Raw genomic sequence first — 15,677 nt, 5'->3', positions numbered from 1 at the left:
AGAGCAACACCCAACCCAACACAGCGCCTGCTCGACATGCGCCCAAGACGTAATGGCACGGCCAAGCTTGTAATAGAACCAAAGCCCCTCTTCGTTCGGCGATATTCGCACAACGGTCCTTTACTATTTGGCTGCCGGCTTCTTGGCCGCCGCTAGCTTGGCGTTAAGAGCGTCTTTCATGGCCTTGGCCTGCGCAGGTTTGACGTAATAATGGTCAAACACCGCATCCAGCGTGTCTAGGCAAAACTCAGCCTCGTGCGGTTCAACTTCAATCACCTGCAAGGAGGTCTTGTCGGTAATCCTGTGCGCGGAAAAATTGCCAAAGTTCCTGATCGCATCCACGATCATATGAACTCCGGTAGGCAGAGCCTTGGTCGTGTCAGTTTGCGCAAGCACAGCATCGATTTGCTGTGACAAATCCTTTTGCTTGTAGCCAGCGGTGTCTAGTACGGATTGAAGGCATCGACGCGATAAGGCGGCCGAGGCCTTTGAGCTAAGTGGTAGAACGAGGGCGGCTTCGTTGTAGTCAGCTGCAATGTCTTTCGGCACCTCCGTGGGCACGGGTCCGCGGTTCGATCCCACGGGAAAAATCTGACGCCATTCATGCACCGCCAGGGTGTTGTTTCTGACTTCGAGGCCGCCCATGCGGAGGATGGGCTTCCTGCACGCGGGACACTTCATATATTGGATGCGCCAGTTTGTGTCCTTGTGATCGTCGGTAGTGATCGCTGTAATCGACCAATCCTCGTGAATTGCTATCGTGCAATGCGGGCATTTCATTATCGGCGCCTTCTGCGAATCAACATCCGATAGTGACACGGGCTTTTCGCACGCATCGAGAAGTTTTCTCGTCTGTCCGCAGTATTCACAAGGCTTCGTCCAAGTGGTACGCGTCGCGTGGGGCAGGGCGTGGGTTGGACCGTAGATAATCAGATTAGTGAAGGAAATCAGCGCCCTTCGGTTGACACCCCTTCCGCCAGTTTTTTTTCGACCGGTGTGTCGGTCAGGCTTTCCGGGGTAGGTGATCCCTGCATCAAACCTCCACTCCACCCGCGCTCGACAAGCTGAAGCTCCGCATTCACGCGTTGCGCGCCAAGACCATCGCCAATGGCTGTACTGAGGACGAGGCGCTGTCTGCGGCTGCCAAGGTGGCCGAGCTGCTGGATCGCCACGATCTGTCGCTGTCCGACGTCGAACTGCGGGCGTCGCAGTGCGAGCGGAGGGTCTACGAGACTTTTCGCAAGAAGCGGATTCCGCTCGACGACTGCATCGGCGCGATCGCTCGTTTTTGCGATTGTCGGGTCTGGCGCGAGAAGAGCCCGGCCGGCGAGAACCGCTATGTGTTCTTCGGTCTCGGCGCGGATGTCGAGGTCGCGCATTATCTGGCCGAGTTGATCGACGGCGCCGTGCGCGCCGAACTTGGCCGCTTCAAGACCTCGATCGACTACAGCGGGTTCCGGCACCAGGAGCGGCATCTGGCCAATGCCTCCTTCGCGCTCGGGATGGTGGCGTCCATCGCGGACAGGCTGGTGGCAATCAAGGCTGGTCGCGATCAGGTCAACGAAAGCACCGGCCGCGGGCTGGTGGTCCTCAAGACCTCGGTGGTCGATGCGGAGTTCGACAAGCTGGACCTGAAGATGCGGACCCAGCGCAGCGCCAGCCGGATGGTGTCGATGACGGCCTATGAAGCCGGCGGCGCCGCCGGCGCGTCGCTCGCCATCAATCCCGGGCTTGGCGAGTCCCCTGGCGAGTCGCAGTCAAGGACCGCTCCCAAAGGCAGCTGAACGCGTCGGGGGAGGGCGTGCAGCGTCACCGTCCTTGCAGTTCAGTCGATCGACTTCTCCAACTTCTGGGCTGCGCGGAAGTCGTCCATATGCTGCAGGTTCGGCCCGTACGCAGCCTCCTTGGTCAGCAGGTGGTAGATCCGGGCCACGACGGTTTGCAGATGTTTCATGCGTCCGCGCGGCATCGCCCGGGCCTTGCAAAGGGCTCGGACCGCATGCGCCCGGAAATAATCAAAAGCGTCTGACATCGCGGACTCAACGTCCCGCTCCATGATTAGTTCTTGGATTGGTTCTTATTCGCGCGTCCCAAAACGCCGCCAGGAACGCTGTCGAATGGGAGAACTTAGCCCGGCACGAAACTACAGGATGGGCGACGCATGTTCTTCTTTTTCTCGAACCGGCTGGGATGCCTCGGCTCGCTGCTGGTCTCCGGATTGATCACTCTCGCGCTGCTTGTCGTGTTCGGGATCGTCCGGTTCTAAACGCCCGCGCGTTCAGGAACCTGACCCTCGCTGACCTGTTGTTCGCATGCTGGTCCAACTACGGAGGGCGCCCTTGGAAAGCACGATCATCGGAGAATTCGACACGCGCCGTGGCGCCGAGCTTGCGGTTGAGCATGTCGTGCAGGAATGCGGCGTGCCGCGAAGCGACGTCTTCGTCCAGGCCGCCGGTGGTGCGAACACGTCGGGGACACGCACCGCCGGTCCTGACGCCAAGGCCGCGCCTGCGCCGGAGGGGCATCAGAAGCTGGAAGGTCCGATCGAGGTCTCCGTGGATTTTCATGGCGATGCGCCCGAGAAGATCGCAGACGCCTTGAAAGGCGCTGGTGCAAGGGCGGTCCGAACCAAGTAGCGGCGAGGGGAGACTGTGGCGCCGGAATCCGCACACGCTGAACAGTGAACCCTGGTTTCTAAGTTGGGGAACCCCTTGCGCGTTCAGTGCGTTTCAACGCGAACGCAAATGGCGAGGTCTCCCTGCTTCAGAGCTCATCGACCCTGATCCCCGGCGACACCGTCTGGCGGCGGTGCGAGGCGCGTCGTGTGGCGGTTCTGAATGATGCTGCCGCTTATTTCGCGGCGCTGCGCGAGGCACTGCTGCAGGCGCAGGATCTCGTCTATATCGTCGGTTGGGATATCCATAGCGAAACAAGGCTGGTGGGAGAATCCGGGCGAGCGGATGACGGCTTGCCGGAACAGCTCGGCCCATTCCTGCGCGCGCTGGTCCAGCGACGTCCCACCTTGCGGATCAACATTCTCATCTGGGACTTCGTCTCGTTCTACGCTTCCGAGAGGGAATGGAATTCCGCGGCCAAATTTACCGCCGACACAGATGGCCGCGTCCGGTTTCACCTGGATTCCACGCTTCCATTTGGGTCGGCCCAACACCAGAAGATCGTCTGTGTCGACGGTTCACTGGCGTTCGTCGGCGGGCTCGATCTGACGATCAGGCGTTGGGACACCAGTGATCATCGCGCCGACCACGCATCGCGCCGTGATCCCCAGGGCAAGCCATACCTGCCATTTCATGATGTTCAATGCATGGTCGACGGGCACGCGGCGGCGCGGTTGTTCGACCTAGTAGAGCAACGCTGGCGCGCGGCAGGCCAACAGATTGACGATCGGCGCCCGCTGAAAAGCTTGCGCTGGCCGGCGAATGTTCCGGTCGAGGCTGAGCATATGCCGGTGGGGATCGCCAGGACCGAGGTGGTCTGTCCGGCGGGTTCGACGCTCAGGGAGGTCGAACGCTCGCTGATCGCAGCGATCCGGTCCGCGACGAGCTTCGTGTACGTCGAGAACCAGTTCACCAGCGCCACCAAGATCGCGCGCGAATTGGCGGAGCAGATGCAGCGCGTGCCTTCGCTTCGGGTTCTGATCGTCACGCCGAAACTGCATTCCTCGTGGCTGGAATCCCAGGCCATGCAGAACGGCCGGGGCGCCTTCATCGACTGCTTCAGTTCGGCCGGCATCGCCGATCGCATCCGCTTCGTCTACCCGGTGTCGGGGAACGGGGATACGGAAGCGGCCGTGATGGTGCACAGCAAGCTCATGATCGTCGACGATCGGATCTTGAGGATCGGTTCGGCCAATCTAAACAATCGATCGATGGGCGCCGACAGCGAATGTGACCTGATCTTTGAAGCCGCATCAGACGAGCATCGGAATTTCATCGCCTCGGTCCGCCGTCGCCTGATCGGCCATTTCTGCGGCCTCGACGAACAGGCCATAGCGCAAAACGACGATCGTCTTTTTGCGCTCCTGGACGACGTCTCAAGACAAGGTGGGACGAAGGCGCTGCGGGACGTGGAATCCTCGGTGCTGACCAGCACTCTGGCCACGATGGTTCAGCCGGTGGCGGACCCCGAGCGGCCTCTGCATCTGGAGCGAGCGGCATCGCGCATGTGGAGCACGAAGACGATCATCGGGATGGTCTCGATAGCCGTGGCGCTCTTGGGATTGGCGATGGCCTGGTCATACACGTCGTTGAGCGATTTCGCCGACACGGGCCGGATGTCGACGCTTCTGTCTGCCTATTCGCAATCCCTCTGGGGGCCGCCGTTCGCGATTGCGGCTTTCGTCGTCGGCGGGTTGGTGGTGTTTCCGGTTCTCGTGCTCATTGCGGCAACTGCTGCCGCACTAGGGCCGTGGCTAGGCTTTGTCACCGCGATCACGGGAGTCTTGCTCAGCGCCTTCGTGCTGTTTGCGATCGGACGGGCACTCGGCCGCGAACGCCTGCAGCGTTTGCTGGGGCGACGTACCGCGCGTATCCAGGAACGTGTTGTCGGCAAGGGCATTCTGGCTGTCGTCGTCATCCGGATGATTCCGATCGCGCCGTTCTCGGTGGTGAATGTCGTGGCTGGCGCGAGCACGCTGCCCCTGCGTGACTTCCTGGTCGGAACGCTGCTCGGCATGACGCCCGGCATTCTCGCCATGGCAGTTTTGGGAGCTCAGATCGCTGATCTCGCCAGGAATGCGTCCTGGCTCAACATATTGCTCCTGGTACTGGCGTTCCTGGGCTGGCTCGCGATCTGCGCAGGCGCGCAATTCGTCGCGACGTGGCTCGCCGGGAGGCGCTGATGCGCTTCATGACGTGGAATGTGCATGGCTCCTTCAATCTCAATCCGAAGTTCGATCTCGAGGGTATCTGTTCCATCATTCGCAAATGGGCTCCCGATGTCGTTGCGCTTCAGGAGGTGGATTCGCGATCGCGATCGGACGATCCGTTTGCGAAGCTGGCGAGTGTCGTCGGCGATCACCGTGTTCACGCCAAGTCGATCGTCACGGCCGATGGCGAATACGGCCAGACGCTCCTGAGCCGCTTCCCATTCTCCGGCCCGCCCGAGATCGTCGACGTGTCCTATCGTGAGCGCGAGCCGCGCCGAGCGATCGCCGCGGGACTGCTGACGCCGGTCGGCGATGTCCGCGTGGTGGCCACGCATCTCGGCTTGAGCATCCACGAGCGCCATGCGCAGGCTCAGGCGCTGGTGAGGCTGGTGAAACCTGGAAGAACCGTCGTCCTCGGGGATTTCAACGACTGGTTCTGGATCAAATCGGTGCGGCGCGTGCTCGCGCAGGTCTGCCCGAACCGGACGCGGCTGCGAACTTTCCCGTCGCATCTGCCGCTTCTGCGGCTCGACCGGATCTATGCGACCTCCGACAGCCCGATCGGTAAGGTTTGGACCGACCAAGGGGCGAGGGCCTATTCAGACCACTTGCCTGTCATTGCAGACATCGAGATCCCTGCGGGGTCAAACGCATCAAAAGTGCGATAAAAAAGTGCTGTCTGCAGAAGGACTTGGCTACTGTGCATGGGGTTGTTTTCGCACATTATGCAGTCGGGCCCACACTGCCGCGCGGCGGGACCCGAGGGGAACCGTTTCCTGACCTCCGCGTTGTCTGGCCATGACGGAAGACATTTCCTACCGGCGCAAGCCCTTGACCCCCGAACAGCGGCAGGCGCGCGATGCGACACGCCGTATCGAAGCCGAAAAAGCCATGCGCGATCACGAAGCGGCGCAGAAGGCGTTCTATGCCAACAAGGAACGGCTGAGGGCCGAACGGTTGGCACGTGAACAGACGGAGGCGAAAGGCTGACCGAACCTGGTCGCCCCGTCAAAGATATCCTTGCTCGCGAGCGCTTGCCTCAATGCCGGTGCGGGACGCGCGTCACGCTCAACGCCTGCTTCAGCGCCTGTACGGCACTTGCGAAAGGTCTGCGCGGCGATTGCGCCTCGATCGCTTCAGCTGCGACGCGACAATCCTCGGCGACCTTGAGCAACCCGCCTCGCGCGAGGTCCATGGTGGAGAGGGCTGCCTGCTCCAGGCAGACCCGTTCAAGCCGTCGAAACTCCCGCAATTCTTTGTTCATGCGTCAGCTCTCGATATCCCCGGGCCATGCGGCGCTGAGTCTGCTTAACGAACGGTAAACATCTTAGCCTAGCAGAGCTGTCTGGCGTGGAGCTGGTGGGGTGCCTTGGACACGCCCAGCGGGCTTGACGGCGTTTGGCTTCCGCCGGAAGCTTGAAATGATCCTGAACCACGGAGACGTTCGCTTCCAGCCAGTCCGATCCCGATCAGCGAAAACGACAAGGGAGCTGACCATGACCACGTTCGACAAGCGCGAGCAGGGCTTCGAGGCCAAATTCGTCCACGACGAGGAGCTCATGTTCAAGGCCACGGCGAGATCCAACAAGCTGCTCGGGCTCTGGGCCGCAACCCAGCTCGGCCTCGGCGGCGATGCCGCGGCCAGCTACGCCACGGCGTTGGTGACGGACCATCTGGAGAAGCAGACGATGGACGAGATCCTCGACAAGGTGGCAGGCGATCTTGCCGCCAAAGGCGTCGCGCGCGAAGAGGTCGCAGCCAAGCTTCAGGAATGCATGCACCAGGCGTTGCAGCAACTCGAAGCGGACAAGTGAAAGCAAGGCGGCCGTCGACGGCTGGGATGGGGAGGCGGGTGGTGTCTTGCGGAGTATCTTGGAGCAGCTTCGGCAAATGGGCCGGCGCGATGATTGCTGCGATCTTGATTGGCTGCAGCGGCGCTGAAGTATCGGCCACGCCGCTGACGCCATTTCGCTACGAGGCGCAGGCGCAACGTCATTGCCCGCACGACCGGGTCGTCTGGCTCGATTTCAGCAAAGGCGTCTACTACGGCAAAGGCCAGAAGCGGTACGCCCAGGGATTTGACGGCAGCTTCGTCTGCCTGAGCGAAGCCCGTGACAGCCTCTATCGGCGTTCGCTGCTTGGACTGCGCTAAGCGTATTTTTCGGGAAGTGCTGGGTGCTCAGGCGAAGGCCAATGCCATGAGGCTGGAGCACAGCAGGACCAAACCACCGGCGGTCAATGCCAGGAAGCCATCGGATACGAGGTCATGGTTGCGCATGGGACACCTGCCGCTCTCGTCTGCGATGCTCGATCGGATCGATTAAAAATGTCCGAACGCGCCGTCTTGAAAGGGTGATGCTTGCCGCCCGCGCGAGTGCCTCAGGCCCTCGTGCGGTAACCTTCAAACGCATGGGCCAGGAAGATCCCCGCGCTTACCAAACCCATCAGTGCCGAAACCGTCTCGATCATCGTCTCATTCCATTCCGCCCTGCACGCGAGAAAACGCGGGCGGCCTTGCACAGTCAAAAGAATTCCAGTGAGCCGCGCGACAATGGGGGTGGAGTGAGGATTTGGCGCAACAGAATGTCCAGGCGCGGCACAGAGCAGGGCGCCCGCGCCCCGTAGTTCAACGGGGCGAACGCATACGCCCCGTTTACCATCCCGGCGTGAACGCTGTGCGCTCCCCATTTCCGCCGTGTTCGGGTTGCGTTATCGTTACCACTTCCGACGCGGTGGTGGGCCGCCTCGGAGCAAAGGACCGGACAGCGCTGCCCCGTAGCCAAAGCGGGTTAGGTACGCTTCCGGCAAAGTGGTATTTGGGGCGAATGGGGATCCGACGGTCAGATTCGGTTTTGCGGGCCGCGCGCGTTGCTGCGGCGGCCGCGACCTGCCTTGCGCTCGCCAATTGCGCCTCCTCCAACAAATTCGCCAGCCGGGTCGATCCGAAATACGGCGTGTCCTCGAGCCCCCGGGTCGTGGCTTTGGGCGATCCGGTCCCGAAGGGCGGCGGCGCCTACCGCGTCGGCAAGCCCTACGTGGTGGGCGGCCGGACCTATGTGCCCGAAGAGGACGTCAACTACCGCGCCGAGGGCATGGCGTCCTGGTACGGCGACGATTTCCACGGCCGCCTGACCGCCAATGGCGAAGTGTTCGACATGGGCTCGCTGACCGCGGCGCATCCGACCCTGCCGATGCCGTCCTATGCGCGGGTGACCAACGTCTCGAACGGCAAGTCGCTGATCGTCCGCGTCAATGACCGCGGGCCCTATCACGGCAACCGGCTCATCGACGTCTCGAACAAGGCCGCCGAACTGCTTGAATTCAAAGGCAATGGCATCGCCAAGGTCCGTGTCGAATATGTCGGCCGGGCGCCGCTGGAAGGCTCTGACGACCGCCAGCTGATGGCCACCTTGCGCACCGGGACCCCGGCGCCTTCGCCCTCGATGGTCCGGGTCGCCTCGGCGAGGCCGTTCGTGCCGGAGCTGCCGTCCTCGAACCGCGGCGCCATGCGCGGAGAAGTTCCGACGCCGGAGGGACGGCCCTACAATCTCGGCAACACCTCCGCCGACATGGCTTCACTCAGTGCGACCTCGGAAATGTCGGCCTCGAGCCGCAACCGGGGCCGGGCGCTCCAGAACGCCCGCGCCGTGTCCTATGACGGGGACGGCCGCTATGCGACCGACAGCACACCGTCCGGCGCCTACGCCTCGGACGGCGCTGCCGAGGCCCGGGGCATCCTGAGCGGCCGCGGCCTCTACTAGGCCGCGCTTTCCTTCAAGAACTTCACCAGCGCCGCATTCACCTCGTCGGGCCGCTCCTGCTGGACCCAATGCCCGGCGCCTTCGATGATCAGCTTTCGCTTCAGATTGGGCAGCACGCGCTCGAGCTCGTTGACGCGCTTGGCTCCGATCAGACCGGTGATGACGGCGTCTTTCGAACCGGCAATGAAGAGCGAGGGCTGGTGGATCTGCGCATCCTGCCAGGGCGCCGTCAGCTCCCAATTGCGGTCGAGGTTGCGATACCAGTTCAGCCCGCCACGAAAACCGGATTTGCGGAAGGCTTCGGTGAAATAAGCAAGGTCAGTCTCGCTGAGCCAGGCCGGCAGAGGCTCCTCCGGATTGCCGTGGCCGAGAAAGCCCTTGCCCTCCTGCACGAACATGGCGGCGGAGGGATCGGCAAGGCCGCGCCCGCCGAGCACGATGCGCATGGTGCGCGCGACGTCGTGCTCGAACTCGGCCTCGGCAACGCCGGGCGCCTGGAAATACTGCCAATAGAAATTGCTGATGCCGCCCTGGCGCAGGAGGTCGAGCGGCTTGCCGCGGCCGCGGAACGGCGGCGGCACGCTCAGGCCGGCGACCGCCGTGAAGATGTCGGGCCGGAACAGCGCCGCGTGCCAGGCCACCGGAGCACCCCAGTCGTGACCGACTACCATCGCTTTGCTCTCGCCGAGCGCCTGCACGAGGCCGACGACGTCGCCGACCGTATCGAAGATCGAATAGGCCGTCGCCTCGGGCGGCGCTGCGCTCTGGCCATAGCCGCGCATGTCGGGGGCGACGACGCGAAATCCGGCCTGCGCCAGCGCCGGGAGCTGGTGGCGCCAGGAGTAGGAGAGTTCCGGCCAGCCGTGGCACAGCACCACCAGCGGCCCCTGACCGGCTTCGCGGATGAACAGGTCGATGCCGTTGGCCTTGATCGCGCGGGTGGAGGACATCGCTTTTCCGCCTTGTTTCAGGGGTTTGGTCAGAAAATCTGAGGTGCCACGATAGGGGCGGGACGAGAATCGTGCAATCTCGGGACAAGCGGCCAGCCCTTGTTGTTCGCACCGGTCCCAACTGTTAGAACGCCGCTCTCAGGGCTTGGCCATGGAATTTCATCTTTCCTCGTTTGGGCGCACCCGGTTCACCGCCGGAGCGCTGGCGCGCGGGTTGATCGCGACGGCTGTGGTGGTGGCCATCGGCTGGGGCGGGGCGCTCTACGCGGCCAACCAGAGCGTCCAGGGCGCCAAGAAAACAGATGATGCCGGCTTCGACGGCGACGCCCCGACCGCGATCCTGATCGAAGCCTCCAGTGGGAGCGTGCTGTTCGAGAAGAACGCCGACGAACTGCGCGCGCCCTCCAGCATGATGAAGCTGATGACCGCGGAGGTCGTCTTCAACGCCATCAAGAAAGGCGACATCAAGCTGACCGACGAATACCGGATCAGCGAGAACGCCTGGCGCAGGGGCGGCGCCCCCTCCGGCGGCTCGACCATGTTCGCCGCGATCAACAGCAAGGTCACGGTCGACGACCTCCTGCACGGGGCGATCATCCAGAGCGGCAACGACGCCTGCATTGCGCTGGCCGAAGCCATGGCGGGCAACGAGCGGATTTTCGCCGCCGACTTCATGACCAAGCGCGCCCGCGAGCTTGGCCTGACGAAGTCGACCTTCGGTAATTCCAACGGCTTGCCCGACCCCGCCAACAAGATGACGGTGCGCGAGCTCGGCATTCTCGCCCGGCACATCATTCTCGATTTCCCCGAATTCTACAAACTGTTCGGCGAGAAGGAATACACCTGGAACAAGATCCGCCAGCCCAACCGCAATCCGCTGCTCAATTCCATGGAAGGCGCCGACGGTCTCAAGACCGGCTACACCAAGGAAGGCGGCTACGGCATGGTCGGCTCGGCGGTGCAGAACGGCACGCGGCTGATCGTCGTCGTCAACGGGCTGGAAGACCCCGACGATCGCGCCACCGAAGCCAAGAAGATGCTGGAATGGGGTTTTCGCAATTTCGAGACCCGCACCCTGATCGCAGCCGATCAGCCCGTCGGCTACGCCAAGGTGTTCGGCGGCGAGAGCCGTTCGGTGAAACTGGTCGCCAAGACGCCCGTGAAAGTGATGGTGCACAAGAACGGCAGCGACAAGCTGATCGCGCGCGTCGTCTATAGCGGCCCGGTGCGCGCGCCGGTCGAGGCCGGCCAGAAGGTTGGGCTGGTTAGGGTCTGGCGCAGCGGCAACATCGCGGTGGAGACGCCGGTCTATGCCGCTGACGCGATCGGCACCGGCTCAACCGTGCGTCGCGCGATCGACGGCGCCAGCGAGCTTGTGATCGGCATGTTCCGTGCGGGCGCCGAGAAGCTCTGATCATGAGTGAAAGCGCGGTAAAGTGGCCGTCCGGACGCGGGCGTTTCGTCACCTTTGAAGGCGGCGAGGGCACAGGCAAGTCGACCCAGATCAAGAAGCTCGCCGATCGTCTCAAGGCGGCCAGGATGCGCATTCTCGTCACGCGCGAACCGGGCGGCTCGCCGGGCGCCGAGATCATGCGGCATCTGGTGCTGTCAGGCATGGGCAAGCTGCTCGGACCCGAGGCCGAGACGTTGCTGTTCGCGGCCGCCCGCGACGACCATGTCCGCACCGTGATTCAGCCCGCACTCAACCAGGGCACATGGGTGCTGTGCGACCGCTTCGCCGACTCGACGCGGGCCTATCAGGGCAGCCTCGGCCGGGTACCGGCGGCGCTGATCAACGCGATGGAGCGGGTCACGATCGGCGATCTCAAGCCGGATCTCACCATCATCCTCGACCTGCCGGTCGAGATCGGCTTGCAGCGCGCGGCCGCACGCCGCGGCAGCGGTACGCCGGACAGGTTCGAGGCCGAGAAGCTCAGTTTCCATCAGGGCCTGCGCGAGGCCTATTGCAAGATCGCAGCGGACGAGCCCGCGCGTTGCGTGCTGATCGACGCCAATTCCGATCCCGACACGGTTGCCGGACGCATTTGGACTGTGCTGCGTGATCGCCTGCTCCCGACGCCGGCATCGGTGGTGTCCATATGAGCCCGCGTCAGACCGAGCGCGAAACCGCCATGTCTCATCCGCGCGAGACGAGCGTTCTGTTCGGCCATCGCGAGGCCGAGACCGCGCTGCTCGCCGCCTATCGCAGCGGGCGCATCCCGCATGCCTGGCTGATTGGCGGGCCGCAAGGCATCGGCAAGGCGACGCTGGCGTACCGGATGGCGCGCTTCGTGCTCGCTCACGGCCAGCCGCTGGCACCTTCCGTGCAGCGCGCCGAAGACCTCGCCATCAATCCCGATCACGCCGTGGCGCGGCAGGTTGCGGCAAGCTCGCATGGTGGCCTGCTGACGCTGGAGCGCACCGCCAACGACCGCGGCGTGATGCGCACCGTGATCACCGTGGACGAGACGCGCGAGACGATCGGTTTCTTCGGCTCGACCGCGGCGGCCGAAGGCTGGCGCGTCTGCATCGTCGATACCGTCGACGAGCTCAATCCGAATGCTGCCAACGCGCTGCTGAAAATTCTCGAGGAGCCGCCGCAGCAATCGCTGTTCCTGCTGGTGAGCCACGCGCCGGCGCGCGTCCTCGCCACGATCCAGTCGCGCTGCCGCAAACTGCGCCTGCGCGCGCTCGCAACCGACGACGTGATTGCCGCTGCCGCCGCCGCCGCCGATCTCGACCGGAACGATCCGGCGTTGCGCGAGGCGGCGGAGGCCTCAGAGGGCAGCGTCGCGCGAGCGCTGACGCTACTCGGCGGTGACGCCCTGAAGCTGCAGCAGCGCACGGCCGCGCTGCTGGCGCGACTGCCGCAGGTCGATCCGCGCGAATTGCACACGCTCGGCGAATCGCTCGGCACCAGCGACCGCGTTGCGCTTGCCGCCTTCATCGACGGCATCGATCGCTGGATCGCGGAACGCCTGCACGCCGACGAGGCCAATGCCAACCAGAATCTGCCGCGCCTTGCGCGTCTAGCTGAGGTATGGGAAAAGATCGTCCGCGCCGCGCGCGACACCGAAACCTACAATCTGGAGCGAAAGCCCTTGGTTTTCTCGGTGTTCGGCTGGCTGGCGGACGCAACGCGCTAGAGCATGATCCGGACAAGTGTGCAGCGGTTTTCCGATGGGTTCACGCTCAAGACAATAAACTAACGCAGGTTCGTTTCCAAATTTCGAGAAGCCGGTAAAGGAATTCGTCGTGGCAGCGCGAGCTAAGAAAACCGCCAAGGGCAAGAGCAGCAAGAAGAAGGCTGCCACGAAGGCCGTCAAGAAAGCCGCGAAGAAGGCCGTGAAGGCGCTCGCGCGCAAAGCTGCCAAGAAGGTCAAGAAAGCCACGAAGACCAAAAAGACGGCCGCCAAAAAAACCGGGAAGAAGAGCGCCGCGAAGACGGCAAAGAAGGCAGCGAAGAAGCAGGTCGTTGCCAAGAAAACGGTGAAGACAGCGACCAAAAAGCCAGCCAAGACTTCGGCAATAAGCAAGACTTCGGCGAAGAACAAGGCTGCGGCGAAAAACGAGGCCCCGGCGAAGAAGATAGCCAAGACGGCGAGGGTGGCTGCGCCTGCCGTTTCCACCACACTAGCTCCTGTCGCCACGCCGCCGAAGGCTGTGAAGCCCAATGCATCGAAGCCCAAAGCCCCTCGCGCAGCGCCGCAGACCACCACGCCCGTGGCCGTGCCCGCGCGCGACAACGTCTTCTACATCACGACCGCGATCGCCTATCCCAATGGCAGCCCGCACATCGGCCACGCCTATGAGGCGATCGCGACCGATACGTTGGCGCGCTTCGCACGACTCGACGGCAAGGACGTGTTCTTCCTGACCGGCACCGACGAGCACGGCCAGAAGATGGTTCAGACCGCGGCCAGCGAAAAAATGTCCGTCTCGGAGCTCGCGGCCCGCAATGCTGGCCGTTTCAAGCAGATGGACGAGCGCCTCAACGTGTCGTTCGACCGCTTCATCCGCACCACCGAGGAGCAGCATCATCGCTCCAGCCAGGAGATCTGGCGGCGCATGGAAGCGAACGGGGACATCTATGCCGACATTTATGCCGGCTGGTATTCCGTGCGCGACGAAGCCTATTACGCCGAGGATGAGACGCGCCTGAACGACGACGGCGTGCGGCTCGGACCGCAGGGCACGCCGGTCGAATGGGTCGAGGAGAAGAGCTACTTTTTCCGCCTGTCGGCCTATCAGGACAGGCTGCTCAAGCTGTACGAGACGCAGCCCAATTTCATTGGGCCTGACTCCCGCAAGAACGAGGTGGTGAGCTTCGTGAAGGGCGGCTTGCGCGATCTCTCGATCTCGCGCACGACGTTCGACTGGGGCGTCAAGGTGCCCGGCGACGAAGAGCACGTGATGTATGTCTGGGTCGACGCGCTCACCAACTACATCACCGGCGTCGGCTTCCCCGACGAGAGCGACAAGAATTGGCGTTATTGGCCCGCCGATGTGCACATCATCGGCAAGGATATTATCCGCTTCCATGCGGTGTACTGGCCGGCTTTTTTGCTGTCGGCCGGGATCCCACTACCGAAGCGGGTCTATGCCCACGGCTTCTTGTTCAGCAGGGGCGAGAAGATGTCGAAGTCGGTCGGCAACGTGGTCGATCCCTTCAACCTCGCCGACCAGTACGGCGTCGACCAGATGCGCTATTTCTTTCTGCGCGAGGTACCGTTCGGCCAGGACGGCAACTACAATCACGAGGCCATCGTCGCGCGCATCAATGCCGATCTCGCCAACGATCTCGGCAACCTCGCGCAGCGCTCGCTGTCGATGATCGCCAAGCAGCTCGGCGGCGTGCTCCCGGAGCCCGGCGAATTCAGCGACAACGACAAGGCGATCCTGTCACAAGCTGACGGCATGCTAGCGGCGTCCCGCGATGCGATGGCGACGCAGCAAATCCATCACTGGCTCAACGCCGTGTGGGCCGTGGTCGCGGAAGCCAACCGCTATTTCGCGGGCGAAGCGCCGTGGGCGCTCGCAAAGACCGATCCTGTCAGGCAGAAGACGGTGCTCTACGTCACCGCCGAAGTCGTGCGCCAGATCGCGATCCTGACCCAGCCGGCGATGCCGACCGCGTCGGGATTGCTGCTGAACAGCCTCGGTATCCCCGAAGGGGAGCGCAACTTCGCCGCGCTCGGCGGCGCGACGCGCATCGCGCCCGGTACGACGCTGCCCGCGCCGACGCCGGCCTTCCCGCGCTACATCGAGCCGGCAGCCTAAGGGCGTTCGCACCATGCTGGTCGACAGCCACTGCCATTTGGATTTTCCGGATTTTGCGGAGGATCTCGACGGGATCGTGTCGCGGGCGCGAGCGGCCGGCATCGGCCGCATGGTCACCATTTCGACGCGGGTGAAAAAGCTGAACCAGCTTTTGGCTATCGCCGAGCGCTATGACGACGTCTATTGCTCGGTCGGCACCCACCCGCATAATGCGGATGAGGAGGACGGCATCGCTCCGGACGAGCTGATCGCGCTGACGCAGCATCCGAAGGTCGTCGCGCTCGGCGAAGCCGGGCTCGACTATTTCTACGACAACGGCTCGCCGGAGGCGCAGGCGAGGGGCTTTCGTGCGCACATCGCCGCCGCCCGCGCCACTGGCTTGCCGCTGGTAATCCACACCCGTGAGGCGGACGAGGATTGCGGCCGCATCCTTGAAGAGGAGACGGCAAAGGGATCGTTTCGCGCGGTGTTGCATTGTTACACCGGCGGGCGCGAGCTGGCGCTGAAGGCGGTCTCGCTCGGGCTCTATATCGGCTTCACGGGCATCCTGACCTTCAAGAAGTCCGAGGCCCTGCGCGCGCTTGCGGCCGAACTGCCGTCCGACCGTATTTTGGTTGAAACAGACTCGCCCTACCTTGCGCCGGGCAAGTTCCGGGGCAAGCGCAACGAACCGGCCTATGTGGTCGAGGTCGCAAAAGTGCTCGCCGAAACACGCGGCGTGTCGTTTGACGAGATCTCGCGCCAGACAAGCGAAAACTTCTTTCGCCTGTTCTCCAGGGTGAAAGCTTAGAACTGGGAGCC

Annotated in this window: 17 protein-coding genes; 13 read left to right on the top strand and 4 right to left on the bottom strand. The window is 63.3% G+C overall.

The features are described from left to right. Positions 1 to 123: 123 nt before the first annotated feature. Entirely contained in the window at positions 124 to 645 is a 522-nt protein-coding gene (locus tag BRA1417_RS0123935) for a DUF4145 domain-containing protein (protein ID WP_084462507.1), read from the bottom strand. Between the two features lie 383 nt (positions 646 to 1,028). On the opposite strand from BRA1417_RS0123935, the gene BRA1417_RS0123930 reads away from it, so the two are divergent. Continuing rightward, positions 1,029 to 1,784: a DUF2786 domain-containing protein gene (locus BRA1417_RS0123930; RefSeq protein ID WP_027517978.1), complete on the top strand. Its 756-nt coding sequence runs from the start codon at positions 1,029 to 1,031 to the stop codon at positions 1,782 to 1,784. Positions 1,785 to 1,825: 41 nt separating this feature from the next. Here the strand turns inward: BRA1417_RS0123930 and BRA1417_RS0123925 are convergent, their stop codons facing one another. Beyond that, positions 1,826 to 2,032 (bottom strand): hypothetical protein, encoded by a 207-nt coding sequence (locus BRA1417_RS0123925; protein ID WP_007591053.1) that lies wholly within the window; start codon positions 2,030 to 2,032, stop codon positions 1,826 to 1,828. A gap of 307 nt (positions 2,033 to 2,339) precedes the next feature. Between BRA1417_RS0123925 and BRA1417_RS0123915 the strand changes: the two genes are divergently transcribed. The 4 genes from BRA1417_RS0123915 to BRA1417_RS0123900 all read left to right on the top strand — a co-directional run bounded on the left by BRA1417_RS0123915 (position 2,340) and on the right by BRA1417_RS0123900 (position 5,875). Further along, positions 2,340 to 2,636 carry a hypothetical protein gene (locus BRA1417_RS0123915; RefSeq protein ID WP_027517977.1) on the top strand — a complete coding sequence of 99 codons (297 nt, stop codon included), beginning with the start codon at positions 2,340 to 2,342 and terminating at the stop codon, positions 2,634 to 2,636. Positions 2,637 to 2,722: 86 nt separating this feature from the next. Next, the gene (locus BRA1417_RS0123910; protein ID WP_245286265.1) at positions 2,723 to 4,858 is read left to right on the top strand and encodes a VTT domain-containing protein; all 2,136 of its coding nucleotides are present in this window, start codon (positions 2,723 to 2,725) and stop codon (positions 4,856 to 4,858) included. Next, positions 4,858 to 5,553, top strand: a complete 696-nt coding sequence (locus BRA1417_RS0123905; protein ID WP_035969504.1) for an endonuclease/exonuclease/phosphatase family protein — start codon at positions 4,858 to 4,860, stop codon at positions 5,551 to 5,553. Before BRA1417_RS0123910 ends, BRA1417_RS0123905 begins: the two co-directional genes overlap by 1 nt. A gap of 130 nt (positions 5,554 to 5,683) precedes the next feature. Next, positions 5,684 to 5,875 carry a hypothetical protein gene (locus tag BRA1417_RS0123900; protein ID WP_007591059.1) on the top strand — a complete coding sequence of 64 codons (192 nt, stop codon included), beginning with the start codon at positions 5,684 to 5,686 and terminating at the stop codon, positions 5,873 to 5,875. A 49-nt stretch (positions 5,876 to 5,924) separates the two neighbouring features. On the opposite strand, the gene BRA1417_RS0123895 is transcribed toward BRA1417_RS0123900, so the two are convergent. Then, on the bottom strand, positions 5,925 to 6,149 hold the full coding sequence (locus BRA1417_RS0123895) for a hypothetical protein (RefSeq protein ID WP_027517974.1): 225 nt from the start codon (positions 6,147 to 6,149) through the stop codon (positions 5,925 to 5,927). Positions 6,150 to 6,381: 232 nt separating this feature from the next. Here BRA1417_RS0123895 and BRA1417_RS0123890 point away from each other — a divergent pair, with 232 nt between their 5' ends. The 3 genes from BRA1417_RS0123890 (at position 6,382) to BRA1417_RS0123870 (ending at position 8,646) form a co-directional block, all read left to right on the top strand. Continuing rightward, positions 6,382 to 6,699, top strand: coding sequence for a DUF1476 domain-containing protein (locus BRA1417_RS0123890; protein ID WP_027517973.1), 318 nt, complete (start codon positions 6,382 to 6,384; stop codon positions 6,697 to 6,699). Positions 6,700 to 6,788: 89 nt separating this feature from the next. Further along, complete coding sequence (locus BRA1417_RS0123885; RefSeq protein ID WP_156948889.1) at positions 6,789 to 7,037, top strand: hypothetical protein; 249 nt, start codon at positions 6,789 to 6,791, stop codon at positions 7,035 to 7,037. A 673-nt stretch (positions 7,038 to 7,710) separates the two neighbouring features. Further along, positions 7,711 to 8,646, top strand: coding sequence for a septal ring lytic transglycosylase RlpA family protein (locus BRA1417_RS0123870; protein WP_051448375.1), 936 nt, complete (start codon positions 7,711 to 7,713; stop codon positions 8,644 to 8,646). Here the strand turns inward: BRA1417_RS0123870 and BRA1417_RS0123865 are convergent. Beyond that, positions 8,643 to 9,596 carry an alpha/beta fold hydrolase gene (locus BRA1417_RS0123865; protein ID WP_027517970.1) on the bottom strand — a complete coding sequence of 318 codons (954 nt, stop codon included), beginning with the start codon at positions 9,594 to 9,596 and terminating at the stop codon, positions 8,643 to 8,645. The genes BRA1417_RS0123870 and BRA1417_RS0123865 overlap by 4 nt on opposite strands. A gap of 151 nt (positions 9,597 to 9,747) precedes the next feature. Between BRA1417_RS0123865 and BRA1417_RS0123860 the strand changes: the two genes are divergently transcribed. The 5 genes from BRA1417_RS0123860 (at position 9,748) to BRA1417_RS0123840 (ending at position 15,666) form a co-directional block, all read left to right on the top strand. Further along, positions 9,748 to 11,010 (top strand): D-alanyl-D-alanine carboxypeptidase family protein, encoded by a 1,263-nt coding sequence (locus BRA1417_RS0123860; protein ID WP_027517969.1) that lies wholly within the window; start codon positions 9,748 to 9,750, stop codon positions 11,008 to 11,010. A 2-nt stretch (positions 11,011 to 11,012) separates the two neighbouring features. Further along, a complete protein-coding gene (tmk, locus tag BRA1417_RS0123855; RefSeq protein ID WP_027517968.1) occupies positions 11,013 to 11,699 on the top strand; it encodes a dTMP kinase in 687 nt (228 codons plus the stop codon). Next, positions 11,696 to 12,742: a DNA polymerase III subunit delta' gene (locus tag BRA1417_RS0123850; protein WP_027517967.1), complete on the top strand. Its 1,047-nt coding sequence runs from the start codon at positions 11,696 to 11,698 to the stop codon at positions 12,740 to 12,742. Before tmk ends, BRA1417_RS0123850 begins: the two co-directional genes overlap by 4 nt. A 109-nt stretch (positions 12,743 to 12,851) precedes the next feature. Beyond that, positions 12,852 to 14,876 (top strand): methionine--tRNA ligase, encoded by a 2,025-nt coding sequence (metG, locus tag BRA1417_RS0123845; protein ID WP_084462284.1) that lies wholly within the window; start codon positions 12,852 to 12,854, stop codon positions 14,874 to 14,876. Between the two features lie 13 nt (positions 14,877 to 14,889). Further along, positions 14,890 to 15,666 carry a TatD family hydrolase gene (locus tag BRA1417_RS0123840; protein WP_027517965.1) on the top strand — a complete coding sequence of 259 codons (777 nt, stop codon included), beginning with the start codon at positions 14,890 to 14,892 and terminating at the stop codon, positions 15,664 to 15,666. Positions 15,667 to 15,677 lie beyond the last annotated feature (11 nt).

The organism is Bradyrhizobium sp. WSM1417 (assembly GCF_000515415.1).
Taxonomy (GTDB): Bacteria; Pseudomonadota; Alphaproteobacteria; order Rhizobiales; family Xanthobacteraceae; genus Bradyrhizobium.
This window is presented reverse-complemented; position numbering and strand designations above follow the sequence as displayed.